We start from the raw sequence: 24,497 nt of genomic DNA, 5'->3' as shown, positions 1-24,497 counted from the left end.
CCTCGATGACCCTGTGCGGGTGCCCCGTGACCGTGCGATCGTTACATGGTCACGGGGACGGCGGCACCGCCGGGGTCACGGGGAGGGGTCGATGTGAAGACGGCTCGGGACGTTCTGACCGCGCTGGCGCGCCGGTACGCCTTCGGCGACCTGGAGGCCCTGATCGCCGAGGGCGCCCTGGCGGACGGCAAGGCCGCCGGGGCCGCCCGGGTCGCGGCGCTCTGCGCGTTCGGGCAGCGCGTCCTCGACCTCGACGCCGAGGACTTCGGCATGCCCGAGGCGGTCGGCGAGGTCCCCGCCGACCTGCTCGACCGGGCGCGGGCCAGCCGGATGCCGCAGACGGCGCGGGAGCGGCCGCGCGGGGCGCTCGCCAGCCTGCGTCCCGCGTACTCGCTGCTGCTGGAGGTCGTCGCGGTCCGCTGGTACCGGCGGGACATGGCGGCGCTGGTCGCGGCCGTGCACATCGCCAGCGAGTACCTGCCGATGCTCGCCTGGGAGCCGGTCCTCGGGCACGCCGGCGACCCGGCCAGGATCGGCGCGGCGGTGAACGGGGAGGGCAGCCGGTTCGGCGTCCCCCTCGACCCGGCGAAGCCGCGGATGTGCGACCACACCCGTCCGGAGCGCGCCGCCTGCGAGCGGACGCTCCGCGTGTCGCGCGAGCCGGGGCCGGGCTGGCGCGCCTACCTGGACCGCCAGCACAGCCAGGTCGCCGCCGCGCTCGGCGACTGCGCGGCCCGCTGCCGCACCCCCTGCACGGTCGTGACCCGGCTGGACGGCCTCGTCCGCGCCGACCTCGCCGCCCGGTGCCGGCTCGCCGCCGACTTCACCGACGGCGCGCTGGTCAAGCTGCGGCACGCGGCGCCGGTCGGGCACGGGTTCGGGGTGCCGTCGCCGGAGGAGGTCCAGGCGGCGTGGACGCGGGCCCGCACGTCGCTCGCGCACCAGCCGCTCGGCAAGAAGGCCCTGGCGGGCGCGGACGACGACCCCTATCCGCTGCCCGGCCTGCCCGCGCTGTTCTCGGCGATCGCCGCCGCCGACCTGCGTCCCGACACGCTGCTCCACGACGTCACGAAGCGGATCACCGCGGCGCTCGGCTGAAGAGGTTCAGCGCGCGGGCTTCGAGGTCCTCCAGCAGGACGGGCGTCCCGCCCGCGTCGGCGAGGGGCACGCGCCAGTTCGGGTACTCGTCGGTGGTGCCGGGCTGGTTCTGGGTGCGGCGCTCGCCGACGGCGTCGGCGAGGGAGACGCCGACGAGCCGGGCCGGGGTGCGGGCCAGGAAGTCGTGGAGCGCCGTCGCGATCCGCTCGTCGTAGGCGGTGGAGCCGTCCGCGAGGGCCCGCATGACCTCGCCGGGCGGGACGTCCAGCAGACCTTCCTCGTGCAGGACGTCCAGCCAGCCGGACAGGGCGCGGCGGTGGTCGTCCTCCTCGTCCGCGCGGGGGCGGGTGAGGAGCCCGAGCCGGTCGCGCAGGTCGATGTGGTCGCCGTGCGCGAACCCGCTGATCGGCGGCATGTCGTGCGTCCCGACCGTGGCGAGGGAGCACTCGCGCCACCGCTCCGCCGGTTTCGGACGTCCCGCCGCGTCGCGCTCGAACCAGAGCAGCGACGTGCCGAACACGCCCCGCCCGGCGAGTTCCTCGCGCAGCCCCGCCTCGACCGTGCCGAGGTCCTCCCCGACCACCACCGCGCCGAACCGCTCCGCCTCCCAGGTCAGGCAGCCGAGCAGCGCGTCGCGGTCGTAGCGGACGTAGGTGCCGTCCGCCGGGGACGCGCCCTCCGGCACCCACCACAGCCGCGACACCTGCATGGCGTGGTCCAGCCGGATCCCGCCCGCGTGCCGCAGCGCCGCCGCCGCGAGCTCCCGGAACGGCGCGTAGCCGCCGCGGGCGAGCGCGTCCGGGCGCCACGGCCGCTGGCCCCAGTCCTGGCCGCGCTGGTTGAACTCGTCCGGGGGCGCGCCGACGCTCATCCCCGGCGCGTACAGGGACCGGTCGGCCCACGTGTCGGCGCTGCCGTGCGGGACGCCGACCGCCAGGTCGTGGACGATCCCGACCGCCATCCCCGCGTCCAGGGCCGCCCGCTGCGCCGCCGCGAGCTGGCCGTCCAGCCGCCACTGGAGCCATTCGTGGAACGCGGCGCGGGCGTGCCGGGACGGGTCGTCCAGCACGGCGTGGTCGCCCGCCCGCTGGAGCGCGGATGGCCAGCGCCGCCAGTCGGACGTCCCCTGCTCCTCGCTGATCGCGCACCAGGTCGCGAAGCGGGCGAGCGCCGGGCCCTCGCGGCGGCGGAACTCGTCGAAGGCCGGGTCGGGGCCGTCCCGGCGGACGCGGTACAGCGCCTCGAACGCGGCGAGCTTGCCCGCCCACACCGCGTCCCGGTCGAGCAGGCCCGTGCCCGCGCGCAGCTCGGCGGCCGTCGCCGCGAACCGCTCCCGGTCGTCGGCGGTCAGCGCGGCGTACTCGGGCATGTCCTCGATCCGCAGGTAGAGCGGCGAGGGGAAGCGGCGGCTCGCGGGCGAGTACGGCGACGGCCCGACCGGCGGGACGGGCTCGGTCGCGTGCAGCGGGTTGACGAGGACGAAGCCCGCGCCGAGCGCCCGTCCGGACCAGGCCGCGAGGTCGGCCAGGTCGCGCAGGTCGCCGAGCCCCCAGGACGCGCGCGAGCGCACCGAGTAGAGCTGCGCCGTGAACCCCCAGGCGCGCGGCGGCGGCCGGAGCGCCGCGGGCGCCACCAGCAACTGCACGTGGACCGGATGCCGGTCGCGCAGGCGGCGGACGCGCAGCCGGTGCCCGCCGGACGGCACGTCGGCCCGCTGCTCCAGCGGCTCGAACCCGAGCCCGGGCGGCTCGCCGCCGCCGATCTCGATCTCGACCTCGGCGTCCTCGTCCTGCCCGAGGTAGCGGCGGAGCTCGGCGAGGATCGGGCCGGTGGCGCCGCCGCCCGCCCGCCGGACGACGAGGGCCGGCGGCAGCGTGTCCGCCCGCGCCCGCTCCCGTTCCAGCGCGTCGCGGACGCCCGCCGGGGAGGAGGCGTCCACCCCGAGCGCGGCCAGCACCGCGACGAGCGTGTCCGGCGCGACGGCGACCTCGCGTCCGCGCCAGTCGGCGTAGCGGGTCGCGACGCCGTGGTACTCGGCCAGCCTGGTCAGTTCGTCGGCCATCCCTGCACCATGCCCGGTGCGGGCGGGGTCACGCCGTCCAGATCGGGGGCTTGCGGTCGATCCAGGGGCGGGCCTCCTCAAGCTGGGCGGACAGCGAGATCAGCGTCCCCTCGCCGCCGAGCCGCCCGGAGAGCATGATCCCGATCGGCAGCCCGTCGCCGGTCCAGTGCAGCGGGACGTTCACCGACGGCTGGCCCGAGATGTTGTACATCGCGCAGAACGGCGTGAACCGCTTCTGCCGCTCGAAGTTCTCGGCGGGCTCCTGGTCGTGGAAGTAGCCGACCGGGGCGGGCGGCTGGGCCAGGGTCGGGTGCAGGATGGCGTCGAACCCGTCCATCACGGGGAACGCCGCCCGGAGCGCGCTCTGCAGCGCCGCGTGCGCCTGGAGCAGGCTCGGCGCGCCGGTCGCCTCGCCGCGCGCCCGCAGCCAGCGGGTCAGCGGCTGGAGGAGGTGCTCGCTCTCGGCCGCGACGGGCGTCAGCGTCGCCATCACGCCCCAGAGCGTCTCGAAGTGCGGGACGAGGTCGGGCCCGAACACCTGCGGCAGCTCCACGACCTCGTGCCCCAGCTCCTCCAGCAGCGCGGACGCCTCCTCGTAGGCGGCGACGCAGTCGGGGTGCACCTCGGCGTCCGGCACGGCGGGCTGGATGCTCCGCGCGATCCGCAGCCGCCCCGGCGGGCGCTCCGCGTAGGCGGAGAACGCTCCATCGACCGGCGGCGCGGCGTACAGGTCGCCGGGCATGTGGCCCGCCATCACGTCCAGGAGGAGGGCGGCGTCGCGGACGGTCCGCGCGATGGGCCCGTTCGCCGACAGCCCGAACAGGTCCGGGACGATCGGCCCGTGCGACACCCGGCCCCGGGTCGGCTTGATCCCGACCAGCCCGCACACGCTGCTCGGGATGCGGATCGACCCGCCGCCGTCGCTGCCCTGCGCGACCGGCGCCAGCCCGGCCGCGACCGCCGCCGCGGCGCCGCCGCTGGACCCGCCCGCCGACCGGGAGGTGTCCCACGGCGTCCGCGCGGGCGGGGACACCGCGCCCTCGGTGTAGCAGGGCAGCCCGAACTCCGGCGCCGCCGTCTTGCCGAGCAGGACGGAGCCCGCGTCCCTGAGCCGCGTCACGACGTTGTCGTCGGCGAACCCGGTCAGGTCGGCGTACACGGCCGAGCCGAAGGTGGTCCGGACGCCGTCCACGAGGTTCAGGTCCTTCACCGGGACGGGGACGCCGAGCAGCGGCGGCAGCTCCGCCGGGTCGGCGGCGTCCAGGACCGCCTTCTCCGCGAGCCTGGCCTCGTCGCGGGCCCGCTCGGCGGTGACCGTCGCGTACGCGCCGACCTGCGCGTCGAGCCGTTCGATACGGGCCAGGTAGTGGTCGGTCAGCTCGACCGGCGATACTTCCCGGGTGCGGACGGCCGCCGCCATGCGGGTGGCGCTGAGGTCATGAGGTTGTGTCACAAACCGGAACGCTAGACGCCGTGTGCGCGGGCATCAAAGAGGGCAGGCAGGATGACAGCGGTCGAAGGGAGAAGAATACTTTCGTACCCATCCCTGACGGCAGTGAATCACTCACGCGCGGCGACAAAACTATTAACCCGGCATGACTAGTCGCCAACCGGACTGATGATTACTCTGCGCACGGAGGATCATGCCCCCGAAGGGAAAGGAACACGGAGCGTCACCATGGCGATCATGGAGCGGGGCGATTCGCAGGCGGCCAGGGGGAATCCCCCGGCCGGGTCGGACGAGGCGGCGGCAGAGGAAATGCGTGAGCACCATCACCAGGCTCCGGTGAAGGAGCGTCCCGAGGAACCCGAGGACGAGGCGGTCGCGGGCGTGCTCGACGACCCCCGGACCCGCCGGTGGCTGTGGCGCGGCGGCGTCGCGGTCGGCGCGGGCGCCCTGGTCGGGCTCGTGGCCGGCTGGCGGCTCGGCGTCACGCTCGCGGTCCTCATCGTGATCGCGGACGTCGTCCGCCGCTCCCGCACGACCTCCACCGTCACGGCGTGGCAGAAGTCGTCGGCGGCGGAGCGGCGCACCGAGAAGCAGCTCAGGTCCCTGCAGCGCAACGGGTACCTGGTCCTGCACGCGCGGGCCGTCCCGCGCGACGACGAGGGCGTCAGCGACGGCCGGATCGACCACCTGGTCATCGGCCCGAGCGGCGTCTACGCCATCGACTCCGAGAAGTGGGACAAGCGCCTCCCCGTGCGCACCATGTCCCACCTCAAGCTCTTCCACGGCCCCTTCAACAAGAAGGACCGCCTGGACGAGGCCCGCTGGGAAGCACAGATGGCGAGCAACATCCTCGGCGAGTCGGTCGGGTTCGACGTGCCGGTGCAGCCGTCCGTGGCGATCTACGGACCGTCCATCCCGTGGAAGGTCATGCGGGTCAGGGACGTGGACGTCTACGCGGGCAACCGGGCGCGCTCGTACCTGCGGCGCCGTCCGAAGATCCTGACGGACGGCGACGTCCAGCGGATCTTCCAGGCGGCCGAGAAGGCCCTTCCGCCGAAGTACCCCGACTGAGGACCGGCGCGGCCCGACTTCCCCGGGCCGCCCGGACGATCCGCGCCCGCCCCGCGCGGCCGCGACGAGCACGAACGAGCACGAACGAGCACGAACGAGCACGGCGGACCGGTGTCCGCCCCGCACACCGGTACGACGGACAGGCCGGGACGTCCCGCGTCCCGGCTTTCCGCACGTCTTGGAGCGGTTCGCGGCGCCCGGCGGTTGGTAGCATCGACTGGACACCGGCCCGCCGCGCGATCTCCGCTGAGCCGGCGGCAGCGCCGCGACCCGCCGCTGCGATCCCAGTACGGCGCCTCGCCCGCCGCGCCCACGTCCGCGCGACCCGCGACCGCGCACACACGGTACACACGCACGGCACGCACGCCCCAGCTTGGAGAGGTCCCTAAGATGCCACCGCTCAGGTCACGCACCGTCACCCACGGCCGCAACATGGCGGGCGCCCGCGCCCTCATGCGCGCCAGCGGCGTCGAACGCGAGGACTTCGGCAAGCCGATCGTCGCGGTGGCGAACAGCTTCACCCAGTTCGTGCCGGGCCACGTCCACCTGGACGAGGTCGGCAAGGTCGTCGCCGGGGCCGTCCGCGAGGCGGGCGGCGTGCCCCGCGAATTCAACACGATCGCCGTCGACGACGGCATCGCCATGGGCCACGACGGGATGCTGTACTCGCTGCCGTCCCGCGAGCTGATCGCCGACGCGATCGAGTACATGGTCAACGCGCACTGCGCGGACGCGCTCGTCTGCGTCTCCAACTGCGACAAGATCACGCCGGGGATGCTGCTGGCGGCGCTGCGCCTCAACATCCCGACCGTGTTCGTGTCCGGCGGGCCGATGGAGGCGGGCAAGCCGGTCGAGGGCGTGATGGACGGCAACAAGCTCGACCTCATCGACCCGATCATCGCGTCCGCCGACTCCTCCCTGTCGGAGGAGAAGCTGCTGGAGATGGAGGAGAGCGCCTGCCCGACCTGCGGGTCCTGCTCCGGCATGTTCACCGCGAACTCGATGAACTGCCTCACCGAGGCGATCGGGCTGGCGCTGCCCGGCAACGGGACCGTCCTCGCCACGCACACCGCCCGCCGCCGCCTCTACGAGGACGCGGGCCGCACCGTCGTCGACATCGCCCGCCGCTACTACGACGGCGACGACGCCTCCGTCCTGCCGCTGAACATCGCGACCCGCGACGCGTTCGCCAACGCCATGGTGCTGGACGTCGCGATGGGCGGCTCCACCAACACGATCCTGCACCTGCTCGCCGCCGCGACCGAGGCGGGCGCCGACTTCGGGCTCTCCGACATCGACGAGCTGTCCCGCCGCGTGCCGTGCGTCTGCAAGCTGGCCCCGGCGACCGGCAAGTACCACGTCGAGGACTGCCATCGCGCGGGCGGCATCCCCGCCCTGCTCGGCGAGCTGAACCGGGCCGGGCTGCTGCACCGCGACGCGCACTCGATCCACTCGGCGTCCCTGGACGAGTTCGTCGCCAAGTGGGACGTCCGCTCCCCCGACGTCCTGCCCGAGGCGGTCGAGCTGTTCCACGCCGCGCCCGGCGGCGTCCGCAGCACGTCGGCGTTCAGCCAGAGCGCCCGCTGGGAGTCGCTCGACCTCGACCGCGAGAACGGCTGCATCCGCTCGGTCGAGCACGCCTACACCGCCGACGGCGGGCTCGCCGTCCTGCGCGGCAACATCGCCCCGGACGGCGCGATCGTCAAGACCGCCGGGGTGGACGAGGAGCTCTGGACGTTCACCGGCCCCGCCGTCGTGTTCGAGTCGCAGGACGACGCGGTCGAGGGCATCCTCGGCGGCAGGGTCAAGGCGGGCGACGTCGTCGTGATCCGCTACGAGGGCCCGAAGGGCGGCCCCGGCATGCAGGAGATGCTGTACCCGACGAGCTTCCTCAAGGGCCGCGGGCTCGGCAAGGCGTGCGCGCTGATCACCGACGGCCGGTTCTCCGGCGGGACGTCCGGCCTGTCGATCGGGCACGCCTCCCCCGAGGCGGCGGGCGGCGGCATCATCGCCCTGGTCGAGGACGGCGACCGCGTCGTGATCGACATCCCGAACCGCGTCCTGGAGCTGGACGTCCCCGCCGACGAGCTGGAGATCCGGCGCGAGAAGCTGCTCGCCGACCTCGGCGGCTACCGGCCGCGCGACCGGAACCGCCCGGTGAGCGCCGCGCTGCGCGCCTACGCGGCGATGGCGACGTCGGCGTCCACGGGCGCGGCCCGCGACGTCTCCCAGCTCGACGGCTGAGCGCTACGTCGGAGGTAATCGCCTTCGTTCCCCGGCAGGGGCCAGAGTGGCAGGGGCCGGGCCGACCGGCCCCGCCGCTCGGAAGGAGACCACGATGACCGCGTACGCGCTCGCCCACCTGCGTCCCCGGCCACCGCTGCACGAGGACGTCTTCGTCTACATGGAGCGCATCCAGGCCACCATGGACCCGTTCGGCGGACGCTTCCTCGTCCACGGCACTGACGCGGAGGTGCTGGAAGGAGCGCTGGACGGCGGCTACGTCCTGGTCGAGTTCCCCGACATGGCCACGGCCCGCGCCTGGTACGCCTCGGACGCCTACCGCGAGATCCTGCGCATGCGAACGGACCACATGGAGGGCACGGTCGTCCTGCTGGACGGCGTCCCCGAGGACTACGACGCCACCCGGACGGCCGCGGCCATGCGCAAGGCCCAGGAGGGCTAGGAGCAGCACCCTCCGCCGCAGCAACCGCCGCCGCCCCCGCCCGCCGGACGAGGCGGCGCCGACGCACCACCGGTGACGGCGACCGTGGACAGCAGCTTCACCGTGTCGTCATGCCCCTCCGGGCACGGCGCCGGATCGGACGCATTGATCATCGGCCGGGACACCTCAAAGGTCGCCCCACAGGCACGGCAACGATAGTCATAACGAGGCACCCACCCAGAATACGGTGTTGGCCCAGGGGGGCGACCCCCTGGAACCCCCGTTGCGAGCCGGTCGATCCTCACGGCACGGTGCGGGTCGTCGTGACCGTGCGGGTTCTTGTCGTGCCGCTGCGGCCGCCCGGCTCGGCGGGCCGTGCGGCCTCCGGGCGCTGGGCGCCCTCCGGCCGCACGGCCCGGGGCTGTCCCTTGGGCTTACGCAGCGGGCTCGGTCACGTAGGCGGCCCATTGGGGGTCGCCGTCGTGGATGAGGCCGATCAGGCGCCAGTGGGCGCCCCGGGGGACGGCGGGGGTGACGGTGAGGGTCCAGCCGATCTCCGACAGGAGGCGGTCGGCCTTGCGGTGGTTGCAGGTCATGCAGGACGCGACGCAGTTCTCCCACGTGTGCTTGCCGCCGCGGCTGCGCGGGTGGACGTGGTCGATGGTCTCGGCACGGAGCCCGCAGTAGACGCAGCGGAAGTTGTCGCGGCGCATCAGCGCGGCGCGGGTGAGAGGGACGCGGGTCCGGAACGGGATGCGCACGTAGCGGCGCAGCCGGATGACGGACGGGACGTCGACGGCCATCGTCGCCGAGTGGAGCACGGCGCCCGAGGTGTCGTGGTGGACGATCTCGGCCTTCTCCCGAAGCACGAGGCAGACCGCCCGCCGGAGCGGGAGCGTGGTGAGTGGTTCGTACGTCGCGTTCAGGAGGAGGACCTGTCTCATCTCAGACGCCCTCCGCCGGGCTGTCCTGCTGTTCCTCCGCCTCGGCGGGCGCGACGGGGCGCGCCTCGCACCGAGGCCCGATTATCGATTCCGGTACCTGCGCACTCGCCATGAGGACCTCCCCGGGGCGAACCGACCAAAATCAGTGTGGCGTCTGAGGGAGGCCGTCCGCTACCCCAATAGTCCCCCTTCGGGCGGCTGATCGAACGCAAACCCCGGTTCGCGGCGCGTTGGAAGGGGCGGGACGGGCTGCCCAGAACGCCCAATACAGTGCATCCATGACGCCGTTTCCGCCCGCGCACCGCGCGGACATCGTCGAGGAGATCCACGGACACCGGGTCGCCGACCCGTACCGGGCGCTGGAGGATGCAGGCAGCGCCGAGACCAGGGAGTGGCTCGCCGCCCAGGACCGGCTGTTCCACAAGGTCGCGGACGCGCTGCCGGGCCGGCCGGGGCTGCGGCGGCGGCTCGCCGAGCTGCTCGGCGCGGGCAGCGTCGGCGCGCCGGTGTGGCGGGGCGAGCGGCGGTTCTTCACCCGGCGCACCGCCGAGCAGGAGCATCCGGTGCTGTACACGGTCGACCCGGACGGCTCCGAGCGGGTCCTCGTCGACCCGACGGCCCTCGACCCGGAGGGCACGACGACGCTGGACGGCTGGCAGCCCGACAAGGAAGGCCGCCGCCTCGCCTACAAGCTGTCGACGGGCGGGGACGAGGAGTCGCTGCTCTACGTCATGGACATCGCGTCCGGCGAGCGCGTCGAGGGCCCGATCGACCGCTCCCGGTACTCGTCGGTGGCGTGGCTGCCGGGCGGGGAGGCGTACTACTACGTCCGGCGGCTGCCCGCGCGGGACGTCCCGGCGGGCGAGGAGCAGTACCACCGGCGCGTCTACCTGCACCGGGTCGGCGCGGAACCCGACACCGACGACGTGCTGATCTTCGGCGACGGGATGGACAAGACCAACTACTACGGGGTGGGGGTCAGCCGGGACGGACGGTGGCTCACGGTCTCGTCCTCGCAGGGCACGGCCCCGCGGAACGACCTGTGGATCGCGGACCTGTCCACCTCGCCGCTGGAGTCGCCGGAGCTGCGTCCCGTCCAGGTAGGAGTGGACGCGGGCACCGGCGTCCACATCGGACGCGACGGCCGCGCCTACATCTTCACCGACCGCGACGCGCCCCGCTCGCGGCTGTGCGTGGCCGACCCGTCCGACCTGGCGTACGAGGCGTGGCGGGACCTGATCCCGCAGGACCCGGAGGCCGTCCTCACCGACTTCGCGATCCTGGACGGCCTGGAGCGGCCGGTCCTCCTCGCGGGCTGGACGCGCCACGCGATCAGCGAGATCACCGTCCACGACCTGGAGACCGGCGAGAAGACCGGCACGGTCCCGACGCCGGGCCTGGGCTCGATCGGCGGCATCGTCGAGCGCCCCGAGGGCGGGCACGAGGCGTGGTTCGGCTACACCGACAACGTGACGCCCTCCTCCGTCATGCGCTACGACGCGCTCACACGCGAGACGACCCTCTGGGCGTCCGCGCCGGGCACGGTCGAGGTCCCGGAGATCGAGACGCGCCTGATGACCTACACGTCCGCCGACGGCACCCGAGTCCGCATGCTGGTCTCGTCCCGTCCCGGCCGCACGGGCCCGCGCCCGACGATCCTCTACGGCTACGGCGGGTTCAACATCTCGCTCACCCCCTCCTACTCGGCGAGCATCCTGGCCTGGGTGGAGGCAGGCGGGGTCTACGCGATCGCGAACCTGCGCGGCGGCTCCGAGGAGGGCGAGGAGTGGCACCGCGCCGGGATGCGCGACCGCAAGCAGAACGTGTTCGACGACTTCCACGCCGCCGCCGAGAAGCTGATCGCGGACGGCCTGACGACCCCGTCCCAGCTGGCGATCTCGGGCGGCTCGAACGGCGGCCTGCTCGTCGGCGCCGCGCTGACGCAGCGCCCCGACCTGTACCGCGCGGTCGTCTGCTCGGCGCCCCTCCTGGACATGGTCCGCTACGAGCGCTTCGGCCTCGGCCAGACCTGGAACGACGAGTACGGAACCGCCGACGACCCGGAGGAGTTCGGCTGGCTGATCGGCTACTCCCCCTACCACCACGTCCACCCGGGCACCGCCTACCCGGCCGTCCTGTTCACCACCTTCGGCAGCGACACCCGCGTGGACCCGCTGCACGCCCGCAAGATGTGCGCCGCCCTCCAGTACGCGACCGCCTCGGATTCCCCGATCCTCCTCCGCAACGAGTCGGACGTGGGCCACGCGGCCCGCTCGGTGACCCGCTCGGTGGACCTGATGACCGACACCCTCTCCTTCCTCGCCGCCCAGACCGGCCTGGCCCTCGGCGATGAATTGACAAGTGGTCTAATAGCGGGATGACCATGGTGCGGAGCTCCACTGCCCGGCTCCTCGCGCTGCTGCGCGAGGAGCCCACCCGACCGGACCTCTCACAGGGCTTTCTCGACCTACTGCCCCCGGAGACGCCCCGCTCCCCCTCGCTGGCCCAGTCGGTGATGGAAACGACGTTCCTGCCGAAGATCTACGAGCGATTCTGGCGCCCCATAGGCTTCAACGTGGCGAAGGGCTGGCCGCTGGGCCCCGACACGGCGACCGAACACGCCATGGCCCGCGACTGGCTGGGCCTGTCCGGAGCCCCGGCAACGGTCCTGGACGTAGCCTGCGGCCCCGGCAACGTAACCCGAGCCCTCTCCGAAGGCGTAGGAAAAGACGGCCTGGTAATAGGCCTGGACGCATCCCAGCCAATGCTGACCCGCGCCGCAAAAGACACAACAGACCCGAAGATCCAATACGTCCGAGGCGACGCGACAGACCTACCCTTCCGCGACGCCGCCTTCGACGCCGTATCCTGCTTCGGCGCCCTCTACCTGTTCAACGACCCCTGGGCAGCGATAGACGGCATGACCCGCGCCCTAAAACCAGGCGGCCACCTGGTAATCCTGACATCCCGCCACCCAGCCATACTCCCAACCCCACCCGCAGCCCGATCCCTACTACGCCGAACCACTGGCTACAAAATCTTCGGCGACAAAGAAATAACAGCAGCCCTAAGAACCCGAGGCTTCAAGAACATAAAGCAGCACCGCTACCCCTTCATGCAGTTGGTAGGCGCAAGCCGACCGCACTAAGGCAAGGCCAGGTGCAAGCGAAGCGAGAACCTGGCCGACCCAAAAAGCGAAGCGAGCGCCAGCGAGCGAGCGGCAAAAACCCGCACCGTCTACTGCACCGACCCCAGCCACCACAGAACCCCGCAACAACCAAAACGGTCGCGATCGCGTCCGAAGGCAGGTTCGAGCGAAGCGAGAACCTGATCGCGCAGCGAGCCGCAAGGCGAGCCGGAGCGATGCAGCGATCGCACCGCGTTTCTCGACGATGGAGGGCCGCCAAGGCCCGAAGGAGGAGAGAAACGCAATAAACAAGCGGGGCCGTCCCGTCGGGCCGCGCCACCGGCGTGACGACCCCGCGGCTCAGGTGTTCAACGGAGCGGTTTCTCGATGTAGATGTTGACGATGCCGCCGATGGTCTCGCGGCGGGTCTCCGTCCAGCCGAATTTGCGGTAGAGGGCGAGGGCGGGCTCCTGGAGTTCGGTCGTGTCGGCGCGCAGGACGCGGTAGCCGTATTCGACGGCGCGTTCTTCCAGGGCTTGGACGAGCGCGGCTCCGTAGCCGCGGCGTTGCAGTGCGGGCAGGACGCGGAGCCGGACCATTTCGGCGGCGTCGAGCGCGGGGGTGCCGGGGGCGTAGCCGCCGTAGGCGCGGGCGCGGCCGCCGGGGACGAGGTCGGCCCGGCGCAGGCCGCCCATCGCGACGATGCCGCCGTCGATCTCGCCGACGAGGAACTCGCCGTCGTTGCGGAGGTAGATGTCGTCCATGCGGAAGAAGTCGTGGTCGTAGTAGACGCCGTCGCCGGGGCGCAGGCCGACCTGGGCCAGGCCCTCGCGGTGCAGGGCGAGGACGACGCCGTGGTCGGAGGCGTGGTAGCGGCGCAGCCGGAGTTCTCCGAAGCGCCACTCGGGCGGCTCGTCCCGTAGCCGGACGAGGGTGCGGGCGGGGTGGCCCGGCCAGGAGGCGTTGTCGGGCGTGCCCATGCCGCGTCAGACCTGCTCGGACGGCGGGACGGACGGGCGGCCCTGCGTCGGACTCTGCACGAAGGGCCCGGAGAGGGCCTCGTAGAAGTCCTTCAGCCCGGGGATCTCGCCGTGTTTCGCGGAGACGGCGGCGCCGATCTGGCGGGCGCGGTGCACGAGGATGTCGGACCGGTGGTCGGGCGGCAGGTCGTGGATGGCCTCCTGCCCGGCGGCGAGCGCGGCGTCGGGGTTGCCGCTGTGGAGTTTGCACATGGCCCGGTCGAGGCGGACGAGGGTGAGGTCGACGCGGTCGGTGGGCGAGTAGAGGGTGAGGGCGTGGCTGAGCGCCTCGTCGCCGTGCTTGTGGTCGCCGAGGCTCGTGAAGGTGTCGCCTTCGTAGAAGGCCATCTGCCGGTCGGTGAACCCGTACACCAGGTCGCCGGTGTCGGTCTTGGAGAGCTGGTCGAAGACCGAGCGGCCGCGGACGAGGGCGCGCCGGGCGCTCGGGGCGGCGTCGCCGCGGCCGCGCATCGCGAGCATGCCGAGCGCGCGGGCCTCCACGGCGGGGGCCATGGCGGCGGCGACGCCGGGCGTCCGGCCGGCGAGGTCCTGCGCCTTGCGGGCGAGGTGCAGCGCCTCGCGCGGGTCGCCGTAGTACATGGGGACGAGCGACTCCCGGACGGTCACCCAGGCGCGCAGCTGCCGGTCGCCGGTCTCGTCGGCGGCGGTGCGCGCGGTGCGGAAGAACGAGCGCGCCAGCCGGTGGTCGCCGAGGTTGATCATGATCAGGCCGGACAGCCCGGACAGCTGGGCCGCGATCCGGCACAGCCGCTCCTGGAGCTCGACCGGCTGCCGCTTGTCGCACATCCGCCGCACCTCGCTGAAGTCCAGCAGGACGTCGCAGAGCATGCGCAGGGAAGGGGTGGCCTGGTACTGCTGGCCGTAGCCGTAAGTGGTCTCCTCCCACTGGTCGAGCATGGTCGGCGAGACGGTCGCGCCGACGAGGGTGTCGTCCATCTTGCGGCGCAGGTTGTCGACCGCCCCAAGGAACTGACCGTCGAGCGCCACGCCCGCTCCGGCCAGAAGTTGCAGAAGGGTCCTACGAAGCACGATGTCCTCCTCTCCCACATCAATGTTCAGGGGGCCGTCTGCGCGGTCGGGGCCCCGGAGGTCGGTCACCGTCGCCCAGGGCCGCTCTCCGGACCTGGGGACGATGGCCCCGACGAGCGCGTCGGGGTCTTGGGCCGGGCGCCGCTCGGACACCCGGGGCTGGGGGACGTTGCCGGCGCCCGCGCGGACGGCGTGACCGCGTCCGCAGATGCAGGGGCTCTGGTAGTCGAGCGCGTCGGGCTCGACCCGGTAGACGGCGCACAGGTAGTGGAGGTACTCGGGGCCGGGGCGCTTGTAGCCGCTCTCGTAGGCGGACAGGAGCGTCTCGCCTAACCGGGGCGGGGGCTTGCCGTCCACCTCGTAGAGGGCCTTGACCTGGGCGACGATGTCGGAGAGGGCGACGCCGTGGGCGAGGCGGTGCGCCTTGACCCGGCTGGTGCCGAACAGCGGCCCGCACGCCTCGTGGATCTCCTGCGCGATCTCGACCGGCCCGCGGCCGCGGGCCAGGGCGTGCGCGCGGATCCGGCGGGCCACGTCCGTTTCCTTGCGGGGGGGATCCGACATCCCGGCCTCCTCCACCGTCGGGCGGGGACGTCGTTTCCCGGGGGGGAGGGCGTTCGTCCCGGCCACGGCGACCGGTCATTGTGGTTGGCCACGAGAGATAATCTCTCGCGCACGCAGCGTAACCCTCGTCACAGTGCGGGCCAAGCGATTCCGCGGAAGTGGTGACGTACTGGATGGGTCCCGCACTCCGTGGGTAGAGAATCTTCCTCCGTAGGGGTGGAGACTTCCCCTGAGGTGGGGTAATCCGGTTCTCCGCCGGACGCCGGGTCACTTGACCGGGCACCGTGAGAGTTGCAATTCTCGCCGCGAGTGACCGAACGGCTCCACAGAGTCGATCACCGGTAGAGCGCCGGTCGATCCCCGGTCGGTCACTCGTCGGTGCTCGCGGAGCCCGCCCGGCAACGCGGCCGGGGCTCGCCTACGGAGGGGGTGCGAAGGTGGTCAGCGACAGACGCGTCGGCTACCTCGAACAGCTTGAGCACGAGCTCGACACGCGGGGGCTCGTCGCCCGCGTCGTCCGGACCCGTTCGGGCCCGGCGTTCCTGCGGGTCGTGAACCCGGAGGCCGCGAGCCTCGCGGAGGACGTGACGTGCGCCCCCGCCCCCGAGACCAAGGACCACTACTTCTGGTGGTCGTGGGGCGAGCGGATGCACCGGGTGGACGACGTCGGCGGCGCCGCCCTGAAGCTGGCGCACGTCCTGCAGCCGCTGCGGCACTGACCCGGGGGGCACCGGCGTTCCGGCGGCCGCCGGAACGTCCCGGAGACCGGGCGCGCCCCGCGCCCCGCGGCTGGAGACAGCGCGGCGGTCGCGGGCGCGGCAGGGGCGCGCCCACCGGACCAACCCTCCCCGGCCAGCCGTGACCATCCCCGACGTAAGTACGAACCGGTCGGATACGTCCCCTACGATCAGGCTCGTACCCGCCGGGGGCACGGTGCGGTGTCCAGGCACCACAATGGCCGGGGAGGGTCCTTCGTATGTCACTCGCCGTCGCTCCGATGCTGCCGTGGGCGCAGGACGGCACCCCTGAGGCAGCGTGCGGCGACTCGACGCCGACCACCGCGTGCAGGCTCGTCTGGAACATCTCGCACAACAGCGGGTTCACGAAGTTCTACGCGGACTGGCTCGACGCCCCGCTGGGCACCCTCTCCAAGATCATCCTGACTTTCGTGATCGCGCTGATCGTGCGCAACCTCGCGCACCGGATGATCAGCAAGGTCACGATGCAGATGGCCGAGGGGACGATGGCGGAGAAGGTCCGGGAGCGCTCCCGGACGGTCTTCGACGGCAACCCCGTCCTGCTCAACAAGCGGCGGGCGCAGCGGGCGCAGACGCTCGGCTCGGTGCTGCGCTCGATCGCGTCCATCGTGATCATGGGGACGGCGGCGTTCAGCATCCTCGGCTCCATCGGCCTCAACATCGCGCCGATCCTGGCCAGCGCGAGCGTCATCGGGGTCGCCGTCGGGTTCGGCGCGCAGAACATCGTCAAGGACTTCCTCGCCGGGCTGTTCATGCTGCTCGAAGACCAGTACGGCGTCGGCGACATCATCGACGTGGGCGGCGCCAAAGGCACGGTCGAGGCGGTCACGCTGCGGGTCACGCGGATGCGGGACGTGAACGGCGTCGTCTGGTACGTCCCGAACGGCGAGATCAAGAAGGTCGGGAACGAGTCGCAGAACTGGGGCCGCGCCGTCCTCGACATCCCGGTCGACATCCACGAGGACACCGAGAAGGTCAAGGAGATCCTGCAGAACACCGCCGACGAGATGGCCGCGGACGGGCCGTGGAACGACCTCGTCCTGGAGGAGCCGTCGGTGTGGGGCGTGCAGGCGCTCGCCGGGGACGCGCTCGTGATCCGCGTCGTGCTGAAGACGGCGCCGGGCAGGCAGGGCGACGTGGCGCGTGAGCTGCGCGAACGGGTCAAGCGGTCGTTCGACGAGGCGGGCGTGACGGTCGCCACCCCGGCGCCGTAGCCGGTCAAGATCCGAACCCGGCCGCGGTCCGCGCGGGGTCTCGCATAGGGTGGGGAGCGCTATGGCTGAACAGGTGACCTTCTATGAGGCGGTCGGCGGCGAGGAGACCTTCCATCGCCTGGTGCACCGCTTCTACCAGGGCGTCGCGGACGACCCCGACCTCCGCGCCCTCTACCCCGAGGAAGACCTCGGCCCCGCCGAGGAGCGGCTCCGGCTGTTCCTGATCCAGTACTGGGGCGGACCGTCGACCTACAGCCAGCGGCGCGGGCATCCGCGGCTGCGGATGCGGCACGTCCCCTTCGTGATCGACGAGGCCCAGCGGGACGCCTGGCTGCGCCACATGCGGGTCGCCGTCGAGGAGCTGAAGCTGCCCGAGCCCCTGGAGCGGCAGCTCTGGAACTACTTCACGATGGCCGCCCAGAGCCTCGTCAACGCCCCGTCAGCCCGCTAGCCCGACCCGAACGCGGACGCGGGCTTCCGCCCACACGCGAAGCCGCCGCTAGCCCGCGCACGCCCTCGGGCCCCCACGCGGACGCCCTCCGGCCTCTACGCGGACGCTATTCAGCTCACACGCGAACGCGCTCCGGCTCCCGCCCGGACGCCCTCCGGCCTCCACGCGCACGCGCTTCGGCTTCCACCGGACGCCGCTCCGGCTCCCACATGAACGGGCTCCGGCTCAGGCGGACGCGCTCTAGCCTCCACGCGGACGGGCTTCGACTTGCACTGGGCCGCCGCGCTCCGGCTCGCCTGTGCCTGCTGCTGAGGCGGCCGAGAAAGCGGCACGGTGTGCCGGGCCCGTGCCAGGGGTCAACGCACGGGCCGGGCACACCGCGGGTTCCGCTACCGGCCTTCCGGGGCTACAGCGGCGGGCGCTGGAGCTGCAGCGGGTCGTCGGCCGCCGGGGCGGCCTTCAGCGACTGCGTGCCCGCCTCGACACCGGCCCAGCGCTTGAGGGAGGCGATGGCCTTCGCCTTCTGGTCCGCGGTGAGCTTGTCGATCAGGCGGGCGCTGTGGTTCATGCCGGGCGCGACGTAGACGGCCGAGTCGCGGCTGCCGTGCCCGAGGCGGAACGGCTCGGAGCCCCACGGGTCGTTCGAGCCGTAGAGGAACAGCATGTGGTTGGCGTTTCCGCGCACCCAGCGGTCGATGTCGCGCATCGCCTTTCCGCCGTCGAACCGCATCGGAATGTCACGCGGGACGTACGTGCGCGGCTGGTAGCTGCTCTCGTAGCGCAGCAGCGGGCGCAGGTTCTTGAACTGCGGCGTGGGCCAGCCGAGCTGGGTGCCCGCCTGGTAGTAGTACGGAATGTAGGGCTGGAGTCCCTGGTCGCTGTAGAAAGAGAGCCCGGAAATGGTGTCGAGCGTCTGGTAGATGTCGTCGTCGGACGCGTTCACCGCGGGCAGCGACGCGCAGTCGGACTGCAGGCTGTACTGCCAGAACGCCCACTCGTAGTCCATTACCGAGTTCTCGAACGCGCGATCTTGCGTGCGCAGGATGTTGAACGTCCAGCCGCCCTCGTCGGCGGCGGCCTTGAAGCGCTTGAGCATGGCGGGACGGCGCTTCAGGAACTCGCGGGCGAGCGCCTTGACATGGGCGCGGCATTGCGGGTCGGTGCCGACCTTCTTGAAGAAGTCGTCGTAGGCGTGGTCGTCGTTGTTGTTCACGTCGTTGGGGGCCACGTACACGACGCTTCCGTCCACGTCACGCGGGTAGAAGCGCTTGTGGTAGACGGCGGTCATGCCGCCCTTGCTGGCGCCCGTCGAAATCCACTTGCCCTTGTAAATCCTCTTCAGCGCGCCGATGAGGCGGTGCTCGTCGGTGGCGGCCTGCCAGATGTCGTCCTTCGACCAGTCCGCGGGCTCGGGACGGGACGGCGTGAAGTACCGGTACTCCACGGAGATCTGGTTCCCGTCGACGAGCGCGGTCGGCTCGGCCGTGAACATCGTCTCCGGCGTGTTGTAACCGCTGGTGTAGAGCACCATCGGCCGGTCGGACGCCTTGTGCTGCAGCATGATGCGCTGCTCGAACCATTGCCCGCGCGGCTTCCGGTGGTCCACGGGCTGCCGGTATTCGAGCCAGAACCAACGGTAGCCGGGCAGTGACGAGGTCTTCTCCGTCACCTGCATTCCGGGAATCGCCTTGAGCTGATCAAGGATGTCGACGGCCTGGGCCGTTCCCCGCTGGGCCGGGCTCGCCTGCGTGGTGCCCGCCTGCGCCGCCGTGACGCCCGCCCCGGTCATTCCGGCGGCGAGCAGCAGTGCCATCGCTCCTCGTGAGACGCGCCGCATTAGTGCCCCTTTCGCGTGGGTTCTCCACATTCGCGTCGCGACCTTAGAGGGAGAAGGGTGCCGAAAACGGATTGCTGTTGCGCTTGTTACCTATCCGTGACAGGTCAGTTGTCACGCCCCACCCGCCCACAGCACCCAGCGCCCACCCGAACGCGGAGCGCCGCCAAACCGAACCCGCCCAACCGAACAGCACACGACCGAACACCGCACGGGCGAACACCGCACGACCAAACTGCACACGACCCAACTGCAGACGACCGAACAGCCCACGGGCGGACGTACACCGGGCGGAGAGCACGCGGTCAGACAGCACACGGATGGCCAGCGCACAGGCGAAAAGCGCGGGGGGACAACACAGGCGAACAGGCGAACAGGCGAACAGCACACGGGCGAACAGCGCACAGGCGAACAGCACACGGGCGGACGGCACAGGCGGACGGCGCACAAGCGGACGGCGCACAAGCAGGCGGCGAGCGGGGGTGGGGTGGTGGTGCTGGGTGGTGGGGTGGTCGTGGGGCGGTTAGGTGGGTGGGGTGGGGGTTATGCCGTCGTCCCAGGGGGCCAGGCGTTCGTAGAAGCGTTCGTCGTGCCAGCGGCCGTCCAGGTGGATGTGGCGGCGGGCCGTGCCCACGACGGTGAAGCCGTTCCGTTCCAGGACGCGCTGCGACGCGTGGTTGTCGACCCTCGTGAACGCCTCGACGCGGTGGAGCCGGAGGTCGCCGAAGGCGACGTCCAGGGCGAGGCGCACCGCCTCGGTCGCGACGCCGCGTCCGGCGTGCGCGCGCGCCACCCAGTAGCCGAGGAAGCAGCTCTGCAGGGGGCCGCGCAGGACGTTGTTGAGCGTGATCCGTCCGGCGATCTCGCCCTCCAGCAGGATCACGCCGGGCCACATCTCGCCCGTCGCGTACGCCTCGACCAGGTGCTGGAGGTTGTCGCGCTGGCCGTCGACGGTGAAGTACGCGTCGCCCCGGACCGGCTCCCAGGGGCGCAGGTAGTCGCGGTTCTCCGCGTACAGCGCGGCGAGCGCCTCGGCGTCCGCCATCTGGACGACGCGGAGCCGCACCTCCGACCGGACGCGGCCGAGCCGGGGCGGCGTCCCCGCCAGCGCGGTCATGCGCCCGGCGCCAGGTAGCGCCCGATGAACTCCCGCTCCGCCGGGGTGAAGCGGCGCAGCCGGTTCGTCTCCGGGTCGAACGCGACGAGGGTGGACGTCGCCTCGGCGTAGACGTTGTCGTCGTCCCGCACCTCGTAGGCCAGCTTGAACGACGCGGCGCGGGCCTCGGTCACCCACGACTCGACCCGGATCGGGTAGACGGTCGGCAGCAGCGGCAGCCGGTAGTCGATCTCGTGCCGCGAGATGACCATGCCGCGGACCGGCTGCTCCCCCTTGCGCACCGGGTCGCCGTGGAACATCTCCAGCCGGGCGTCCTCCAGGTAGCCGAGGAACTTGACGTTGTTCACGTGGCCCTGGGAGTCGATGTCGCCGAACCGGATGTGGAACTCGTAGACGTGCCGGTACTCGGCCTCGGGCAGGTCGGTCTGCTGCATGTCCTCGCCTGGGGGTACGGGAAACCGGTTCGGCCCGATGTTACCCGCAGTAGGTTCCGTCCCCGCGGGCGCGCCCGGCGCGCCCGCGGGGCGGGCGGATCAGTCGCGGGTGAGCTTGCGGTGCGTCACGCGGTGCGGACGGGCCGCGTCGGCGCCGAGGCGCTCGATCTTGTTCTTCTCGTAGTCGGCGAAGTTGCCCTCGAACCAGAACCAGTTCGAGCCCTCTTCCCACGCGAGGATGTGCGTCGCGATGCGGTCGAGGAACCACCGGTCGTGCGAGGTGATCACGGCGCAGCCGGGGAACTCCAGGAGGGCGTTCTCCAGGCTGGACAGGGTCTCGGTGTCGAGGTCGTTGGTCGGCTCGTCCAGCAGCAGGACGTTGCCGCCCAGCTTGAGGGTGAGCGCCAGGTTGAGCCGGTTGCGCTCCCCGCCGGACAGGACGCCGGACGGCTTCTGCTGGTCGGGGCCCTTGAACCCGAACGCGGCGACGTAGGCGCGGGACGGCATCTCGACCTGGCCCACGTTGATGTGGTCGAGACCGTCCGACACGACCTGCCAGACCGTCTTCTTGGGGTCGATGCCGCCGCGGCCCTGGTCGACGTAGGAGACCTTGACGGTCTCGCCGAGCCGCAGTTCGCCCGCGTCCGGCCGCTCCTCGCCGACGATCATCCGGAACAGCGTGGTCTTGCCGACGCCGTTCGGGCCGATGACGCCGACGATGCCGTTCGGCGGGAGGTTGAAGGACAGGTCGTCCATGAGGACGCGGTCCTCGAAGCCCTTCGTCAGCTTGTCCGCGACGATCACCGTGTTGCCGAGGCGGGGGCCCGGCGGGATCTGGATCTCCTCGAAGTCGAGCTTGCGGGTCTTGGCGGCCTCGGCGGCCATCTCCTCGTACCGCTCCAGGCGGGCCTTGCTCTTCGTCTGGCGGGCCTTGGGGTTGGACCGGACCCACTCCAGCTCGTCCTGGAGGCGCTTCTTGCGCTTGGCGTCCTTGTTGCCCTCGACCTTGAGGCGGTCGGCCTTCTTCTCCAGGTAGGTGGAGTAGTTGCCCTCGTACGGGTAGCAGCGGCCCCGGTCGAGCTCCAGGATCCACGTGGCGACGTTGTCGAGGAAGTAGCGGTCGTGGGTGACGGCCAGGACGGTGCCCTCGTACTTGGCGAGGAACTGCTCCAGCCACTGGACGCTCTCGGCGTCGAGGTGGTTGGTGGGCTCGTCCAGCAGAAGCAGGTCGGGCGCTTCGAGGAGGAGTTTGCACAGCGCGACGCGGCGGCGCTCACCGCCCGACAGCTTGGTCACGTCGGCGTCGCCGGGCGGGCAGCGGAGCGCGTCCATGGCCTGTTCGAGCTGGCTGTCGAGGTCCCACGCGTTGCGGTGGTCGAGCTGCTCCTGGAGCTTGCCCATCTCCTCCATGAGCTCGTCGGAGTAGTCCGTCGCCATCTTCTCGGCGATCTCGTTGAAGCGGTCGATCATCGCCTTGGTCTCGGCGACGCCCTCCTGCACGTTCCCGAGGACGGTCTTCTCCTCGTTCAGCGGGGGCTCCTGCTGGAGCATGCCGACCGTGTACCCGGGCATGAGGCGCGCGTCGCCGTTGGACGGCTGCTCCAGACCGGCCATCATGCGGAGCAGCGTCGACTTACCGGTGCCGTTCGGTCCCAGGACGCCGATCTTCGCGCCGGGGAGGAAGTGCAGGGTGACGTCGTCGAGGACGACCTTGTCGCCATGTGCCTTGCGCACACGCTGCATCGTGTAGATGTACTCGGCCATATCGTCAAGCCTAGAGGGTCGCGGGCACCGCTTCGTCGCGTCGCGGGAGGTTAGGCGGTGGGGGCCGGGGGGCCGTCGAGGGCGGGGAGGCACACGCGGTCGCGGCCGGACGACTTGGCACGGTACAGCGCCAGGTCGGCGGCGGCCATCAGCTCCAGCAGGTCTTCGCCGTGGGTGCGGAACAGCGCGACGCCGACGGACACCGTGACCGTCACCGTGCCCTCCTCCGCCGGGACGGCGAGGCGCCGCACCCGGCCGCGGAGCCGCTCGGCCACCCGGCACGCCTCCACGGTGTCGGCGCCGGGGAGGAGGACCACGAACTCCTCGCCGCCGAACCTCCCGACGACGTCGTAGTCGCGGAGCTGGTGGCAGAGCGTGCTCGCCACCCCGACGAGCACTTGGTCGCCCATGAGGTGGCCGTGGGTGTCGTTGACGCGCTTGAAGTGGTCGATGTCGATCAGCAGGAGGGCGACGGCGTCGTGGGTGCGCTGGGCGCGGGACAGCTCGGTGTCGGCCTCGCGCTGCCACGCCGAGGCGTTGAGCAGGCCGGTCTTGGCGTCGGTCCGGGCGGCGGCCTGGAGCTGCTGGTGCATCAGGCTCCGCTGCAGCAGGACGACCGGGGGCAGCGCGAGGAGGAGCAGGCCGAGCGACAGCGCGCTCGTGATCGCGACGAGGATGCCGACGCACAGCTCGACCACGTCCAGCAGGAGGATCTCGCGCGTCCAGAGGACGTCGCGCCAGCGGCTCTCCGGGTTGGCCGCGTGCGCGGCGATCGCGACGATCGCGGTGTTCACCACGGTGAACAGCGCGGCGCACCCGACCGCCGCCGGGATGCCCGGATACCCGTCGACGACCCAGTCGCGCGCCCCCTCTAACGGCTCCGGCACCACCAGGTGGAACACGCCGGACGCCCCCGCCCCGGCGATCCCGTACGCCGCCGCGACCAGCACCCGCCGGTAGATCAGCGTCCGCCGCACCCGGAACTGCAGCAGCGCCTGGAGCGGCACCGGCAGCAGCAGCGAGTACACCGGCGGGAGCAGCAGCGCCACCGGCAGCCACCACGCCGACAGCAGGTCGCGCGCGACCCCGGCGGGCATGCCGAGCCGCCGGGACGCCTCGATGCACACCGCGCTGCACGCGAGGAGGGCCGCGAACGTCGTCACGTCGCCGATCCGGAACGGCGTCTCGACCAGCCCCCCGGCGATCAGCCCCAGATGGACGGCGACGACCACCGGAACGTAGACCAGGAGCAGGGGCGGACGCCCCAGAAGCGCCCGGCGCCTGGGCCTGCGGGCCAGCTCCCCACCACGGTCCTCGGCGGACGACTGCACTGCCGTCATCCTTCCCCCTTACGCGCATCACGTTGTGTAACACGATAGTTGCAACGTGTGCGGAAGGGGCGTGAAACAGGTACGTTCGGGAACGCACATGCGGGTGACCGCCGAGGTCGCCCCGCATCAGGGACCGCGGAGTCGCGGTCCCCGGCACATCCTGAGGGGGATACACCATGCGCGGCGTTTCCTGGATCTGACCAGGCCGCAGAACCCCGACGGTGCGGGGGCGCCGACCGGCAGCCGAACCACTGCCGGCCACGCCCCCGCTCCCCGGAGAAACACCTCCCCCCACTTCCCCCCTCAGGGCCCACCGGCCCGGCCCGCGCCCCGCCGACCCCTCGAAGGCCGGGCGCCCTTCCCACCTGCCGGAAAACCTCCAGTCCCCAGCCCCCGACACCACCACCCGCTCAGCCACCACCCGCTCAGCCACCGCCGCCGAGGCCACCGCCGTTACCGCGTGTGGGCCGGTCCATGCTCGGCCGAGACGTCCGGACCTAGTCGTCGGCACCTGCCCGAGGTGGGTCAGCCGCATGCTCGGCCA

General features: G+C 71.9%; 19 protein-coding genes and 1 pseudogene. 9 read left to right on the top strand and 11 right to left on the bottom strand.

From position 1 onward, the window contains the following. The first annotated feature begins 93 nt into the window (after positions 1-93). Positions 94-1,098 carry a hypothetical protein gene (locus tag ACH01S_RS26490; RefSeq protein WP_067897050.1) on the top strand — a complete coding sequence of 335 codons (1,005 nt, stop codon included), beginning with the start codon at positions 94-96 and terminating at the stop codon, positions 1,096-1,098. On the opposite strand, the gene malQ is transcribed toward ACH01S_RS26490, so the two are convergent. Continuing rightward, complete coding sequence (gene malQ, locus ACH01S_RS26485; RefSeq protein ID WP_067897048.1) at positions 1,079-3,160, bottom strand: 4-alpha-glucanotransferase; 2,082 nt, start codon at positions 3,158-3,160, stop codon at positions 1,079-1,081. The genes ACH01S_RS26490 and malQ overlap by 20 nt on opposite strands. Before the next feature lie 28 nt (positions 3,161-3,188). Further along, positions 3,189-4,613, bottom strand: a complete 1,425-nt coding sequence (locus ACH01S_RS26480) for an amidase (RefSeq protein ID WP_067897044.1) — start codon at positions 4,611-4,613, stop codon at positions 3,189-3,191. A 234-nt stretch (positions 4,614-4,847) separates the two neighbouring features. Here ACH01S_RS26480 and ACH01S_RS26475 point away from each other — a divergent pair, with 234 nt between their 5' ends. The 3 genes from ACH01S_RS26475 (at position 4,848) to ACH01S_RS26465 (ending at position 8,367) form a co-directional block, all read left to right on the top strand. Then, positions 4,848-5,681 carry a nuclease-related domain-containing protein gene (locus ACH01S_RS26475; protein WP_246237184.1) on the top strand — a complete coding sequence of 278 codons (834 nt, stop codon included), beginning with the start codon at positions 4,848-4,850 and terminating at the stop codon, positions 5,679-5,681. 390 nt (positions 5,682-6,071) lie between these two features. Beyond that, entirely contained in the window at positions 6,072-7,925 is a 1,854-nt protein-coding gene (ilvD, locus tag ACH01S_RS26470) for a dihydroxy-acid dehydratase (RefSeq protein ID WP_067897036.1), read from the top strand. A 94-nt stretch (positions 7,926-8,019) separates the two neighbouring features. Further along, complete coding sequence (locus ACH01S_RS26465) at positions 8,020-8,367, top strand: DUF1330 domain-containing protein (protein ID WP_067897033.1); 348 nt, start codon at positions 8,020-8,022, stop codon at positions 8,365-8,367. Here ACH01S_RS26465 and ACH01S_RS42625 read toward each other — a convergent pair. Beyond that, the gene (locus tag ACH01S_RS42625; RefSeq protein ID WP_083981167.1) at positions 8,364-8,579 is read right to left on the bottom strand and encodes an FmdB family zinc ribbon protein; all 216 of its coding nucleotides are present in this window, start codon (positions 8,577-8,579) and stop codon (positions 8,364-8,366) included. The genes ACH01S_RS26465 and ACH01S_RS42625 overlap by 4 nt on opposite strands. 201 nt (positions 8,580-8,780) lie before the next feature. After that, complete coding sequence (locus ACH01S_RS26460) at positions 8,781-9,290, bottom strand: HNH endonuclease (protein ID WP_067897030.1); 510 nt, start codon at positions 9,288-9,290, stop codon at positions 8,781-8,783. Between the two features lie 278 nt (positions 9,291-9,568). On the opposite strand from ACH01S_RS26460, the gene ACH01S_RS26455 reads away from it, so the two are divergent. After that, positions 9,569-11,671: a prolyl oligopeptidase family serine peptidase gene (locus tag ACH01S_RS26455; RefSeq protein ID WP_067897025.1), complete on the top strand. Its 2,103-nt coding sequence runs from the start codon at positions 9,569-9,571 to the stop codon at positions 11,669-11,671. Then, positions 11,668-12,438 (top strand): class I SAM-dependent methyltransferase, encoded by a 771-nt coding sequence (locus tag ACH01S_RS26450; RefSeq protein WP_246237183.1) that lies wholly within the window; start codon positions 11,668-11,670, stop codon positions 12,436-12,438. The genes ACH01S_RS26455 and ACH01S_RS26450 overlap by 4 nt, the downstream gene beginning before the upstream one ends. A 347-nt stretch (positions 12,439-12,785) precedes the next feature. Here ACH01S_RS26450 and ACH01S_RS26445 read toward each other — a convergent pair whose 3' ends face one another. Next, entirely contained in the window at positions 12,786-13,397 is a 612-nt protein-coding gene (locus ACH01S_RS26445) for a GNAT family N-acetyltransferase (RefSeq protein ID WP_067897024.1), read from the bottom strand. Positions 13,398-13,403: 6 nt separating this feature from the next. Then, entirely contained in the window at positions 13,404-15,050 is a 1,647-nt protein-coding gene (locus ACH01S_RS26440) for an NsdA family TPR-like regulatory protein (protein WP_067897023.1), read from the bottom strand. Between the two features lie 437 nt (positions 15,051-15,487). Between ACH01S_RS26440 and ACH01S_RS26435 the strand changes: the two genes are divergently transcribed. From ACH01S_RS26435 to ACH01S_RS26425, 3 genes and pseudogenes are all read left to right on the top strand, one after another. After that, positions 15,488-15,769 carry a hypothetical protein gene (locus ACH01S_RS26435; protein WP_067897020.1) on the top strand — a complete coding sequence of 94 codons (282 nt, stop codon included), beginning with the start codon at positions 15,488-15,490 and terminating at the stop codon, positions 15,767-15,769. A 257-nt stretch (positions 15,770-16,026) separates the two neighbouring features. After that, complete coding sequence (locus tag ACH01S_RS26430; RefSeq protein ID WP_067897018.1) at positions 16,027-17,022, top strand: mechanosensitive ion channel family protein; 996 nt, start codon at positions 16,027-16,029, stop codon at positions 17,020-17,022. Between the two features lie 73 nt (positions 17,023-17,095). After that, a pseudogene (locus ACH01S_RS26425) lies at positions 17,096-17,461 on the top strand (globin); the annotation flags it as partial. A 418-nt stretch (positions 17,462-17,879) separates the two neighbouring features. On the opposite strand, the gene ACH01S_RS26420 reads toward ACH01S_RS26425, so the two are convergent. The 5 genes from ACH01S_RS26420 to ACH01S_RS26400 all read right to left on the bottom strand — a co-directional run bounded on the left by ACH01S_RS26420 (position 17,880) and on the right by ACH01S_RS26400 (position 23,962). After that, complete coding sequence (locus tag ACH01S_RS26420; RefSeq protein WP_218010404.1) at positions 17,880-19,286, bottom strand: S28 family serine protease; 1,407 nt, start codon at positions 19,284-19,286, stop codon at positions 17,880-17,882. A 544-nt stretch (positions 19,287-19,830) separates the two neighbouring features. Next, positions 19,831-20,424 carry a GNAT family N-acetyltransferase gene (locus tag ACH01S_RS26415; RefSeq protein WP_067897004.1) on the bottom strand — a complete coding sequence of 198 codons (594 nt, stop codon included), beginning with the start codon at positions 20,422-20,424 and terminating at the stop codon, positions 19,831-19,833. Further along, positions 20,421-20,858: an acyl-CoA thioesterase gene (locus tag ACH01S_RS26410; RefSeq protein ID WP_067897001.1), complete on the bottom strand. Its 438-nt coding sequence runs from the start codon at positions 20,856-20,858 to the stop codon at positions 20,421-20,423. Before ACH01S_RS26410 ends, ACH01S_RS26415 begins: the two co-directional genes overlap by 4 nt. A gap of 99 nt (positions 20,859-20,957) precedes the next feature. Continuing rightward, positions 20,958-22,622, bottom strand: coding sequence for an energy-dependent translational throttle protein EttA (gene ettA / locus ACH01S_RS26405; protein WP_067897000.1), 1,665 nt, complete (start codon positions 22,620-22,622; stop codon positions 20,958-20,960). A 50-nt stretch (positions 22,623-22,672) separates the two neighbouring features. Continuing rightward, positions 22,673-23,962, bottom strand: a complete 1,290-nt coding sequence (locus ACH01S_RS26400; RefSeq protein WP_067896998.1) for a GGDEF domain-containing protein — start codon at positions 23,960-23,962, stop codon at positions 22,673-22,675. Positions 23,963-24,497: the final 535 nt, after the last annotated feature.

It is taken from the genome of Actinomadura chibensis NBRC 106107 (genome assembly GCF_001552135.1).
In the GTDB taxonomy this organism is placed as follows: Bacteria; Actinomycetota; Actinomycetes; order Streptosporangiales; family Streptosporangiaceae; genus Spirillospora; species Spirillospora chibensis.
Note: the sequence above shows the minus strand (reverse complement) of the source record. Positions and strands in the feature narration are given on the sequence as shown.

Excerpts from the sequence above, each read along its gene's own strand:
- ACH01S_RS26465 (WP_067897033.1), top strand. The coding sequence starts at position 8,020 with ATGACCGCGTACGCGCTCGCCCACCTGCGTCCCCGGCCACCGCTGCAC.
- ACH01S_RS26455 (WP_067897025.1), top strand. The coding sequence starts at position 9,569 with ATGACGCCGTTTCCGCCCGCGCACCGCGCGGACATCGTCGAGGAGATC.
- ACH01S_RS26430 (WP_067897018.1), top strand. The coding sequence starts at position 16,027 with ATGTCACTCGCCGTCGCTCCGATGCTGCCGTGGGCGCAGGACGGCACC.
- ACH01S_RS26445 (WP_067897024.1), bottom strand. The coding sequence starts at position 13,397 with ATGGGCACGCCCGACAACGCCTCCTGGCCGGGCCACCCCGCCCGCACC.
- ilvD (WP_067897036.1), top strand. The coding sequence starts at position 6,072 with ATGCCACCGCTCAGGTCACGCACCGTCACCCACGGCCGCAACATGGCG.
- ACH01S_RS26410 (WP_067897001.1), bottom strand. The coding sequence starts at position 20,858 with ATGCAGCAGACCGACCTGCCCGAGGCCGAGTACCGGCACGTCTACGAG.
- ACH01S_RS26400 (WP_067896998.1), bottom strand. The coding sequence starts at position 23,962 with ATGACGGCAGTGCAGTCGTCCGCCGAGGACCGTGGTGGGGAGCTGGCC.
- ACH01S_RS26440 (WP_067897023.1), bottom strand. The coding sequence starts at position 15,050 with ATGTCGGATCCCCCCCGCAAGGAAACGGACGTGGCCCGCCGGATCCGC.
- ACH01S_RS26460 (WP_067897030.1), bottom strand. The coding sequence starts at position 9,290 with ATGAGACAGGTCCTCCTCCTGAACGCGACGTACGAACCACTCACCACG.
- ACH01S_RS26420 (WP_218010404.1), bottom strand. The coding sequence starts at position 19,286 with ATGGCACTGCTGCTCGCCGCCGGAATGACCGGGGCGGGCGTCACGGCG.
- ettA (WP_067897000.1), bottom strand. The coding sequence starts at position 22,622 with ATGGCCGAGTACATCTACACGATGCAGCGTGTGCGCAAGGCACATGGC.
- ACH01S_RS26415 (WP_067897004.1), bottom strand. The coding sequence starts at position 20,424 with ATGACCGCGCTGGCGGGGACGCCGCCCCGGCTCGGCCGCGTCCGGTCG.
- ACH01S_RS26475 (WP_246237184.1), top strand. The coding sequence starts at position 4,848 with ATGGAGCGGGGCGATTCGCAGGCGGCCAGGGGGAATCCCCCGGCCGGG.
- malQ (WP_067897048.1), bottom strand. The coding sequence starts at position 3,160 with ATGGCCGACGAACTGACCAGGCTGGCCGAGTACCACGGCGTCGCGACC.
- ACH01S_RS26450 (WP_246237183.1), top strand. The coding sequence starts at position 11,668 with ATGACCATGGTGCGGAGCTCCACTGCCCGGCTCCTCGCGCTGCTGCGC.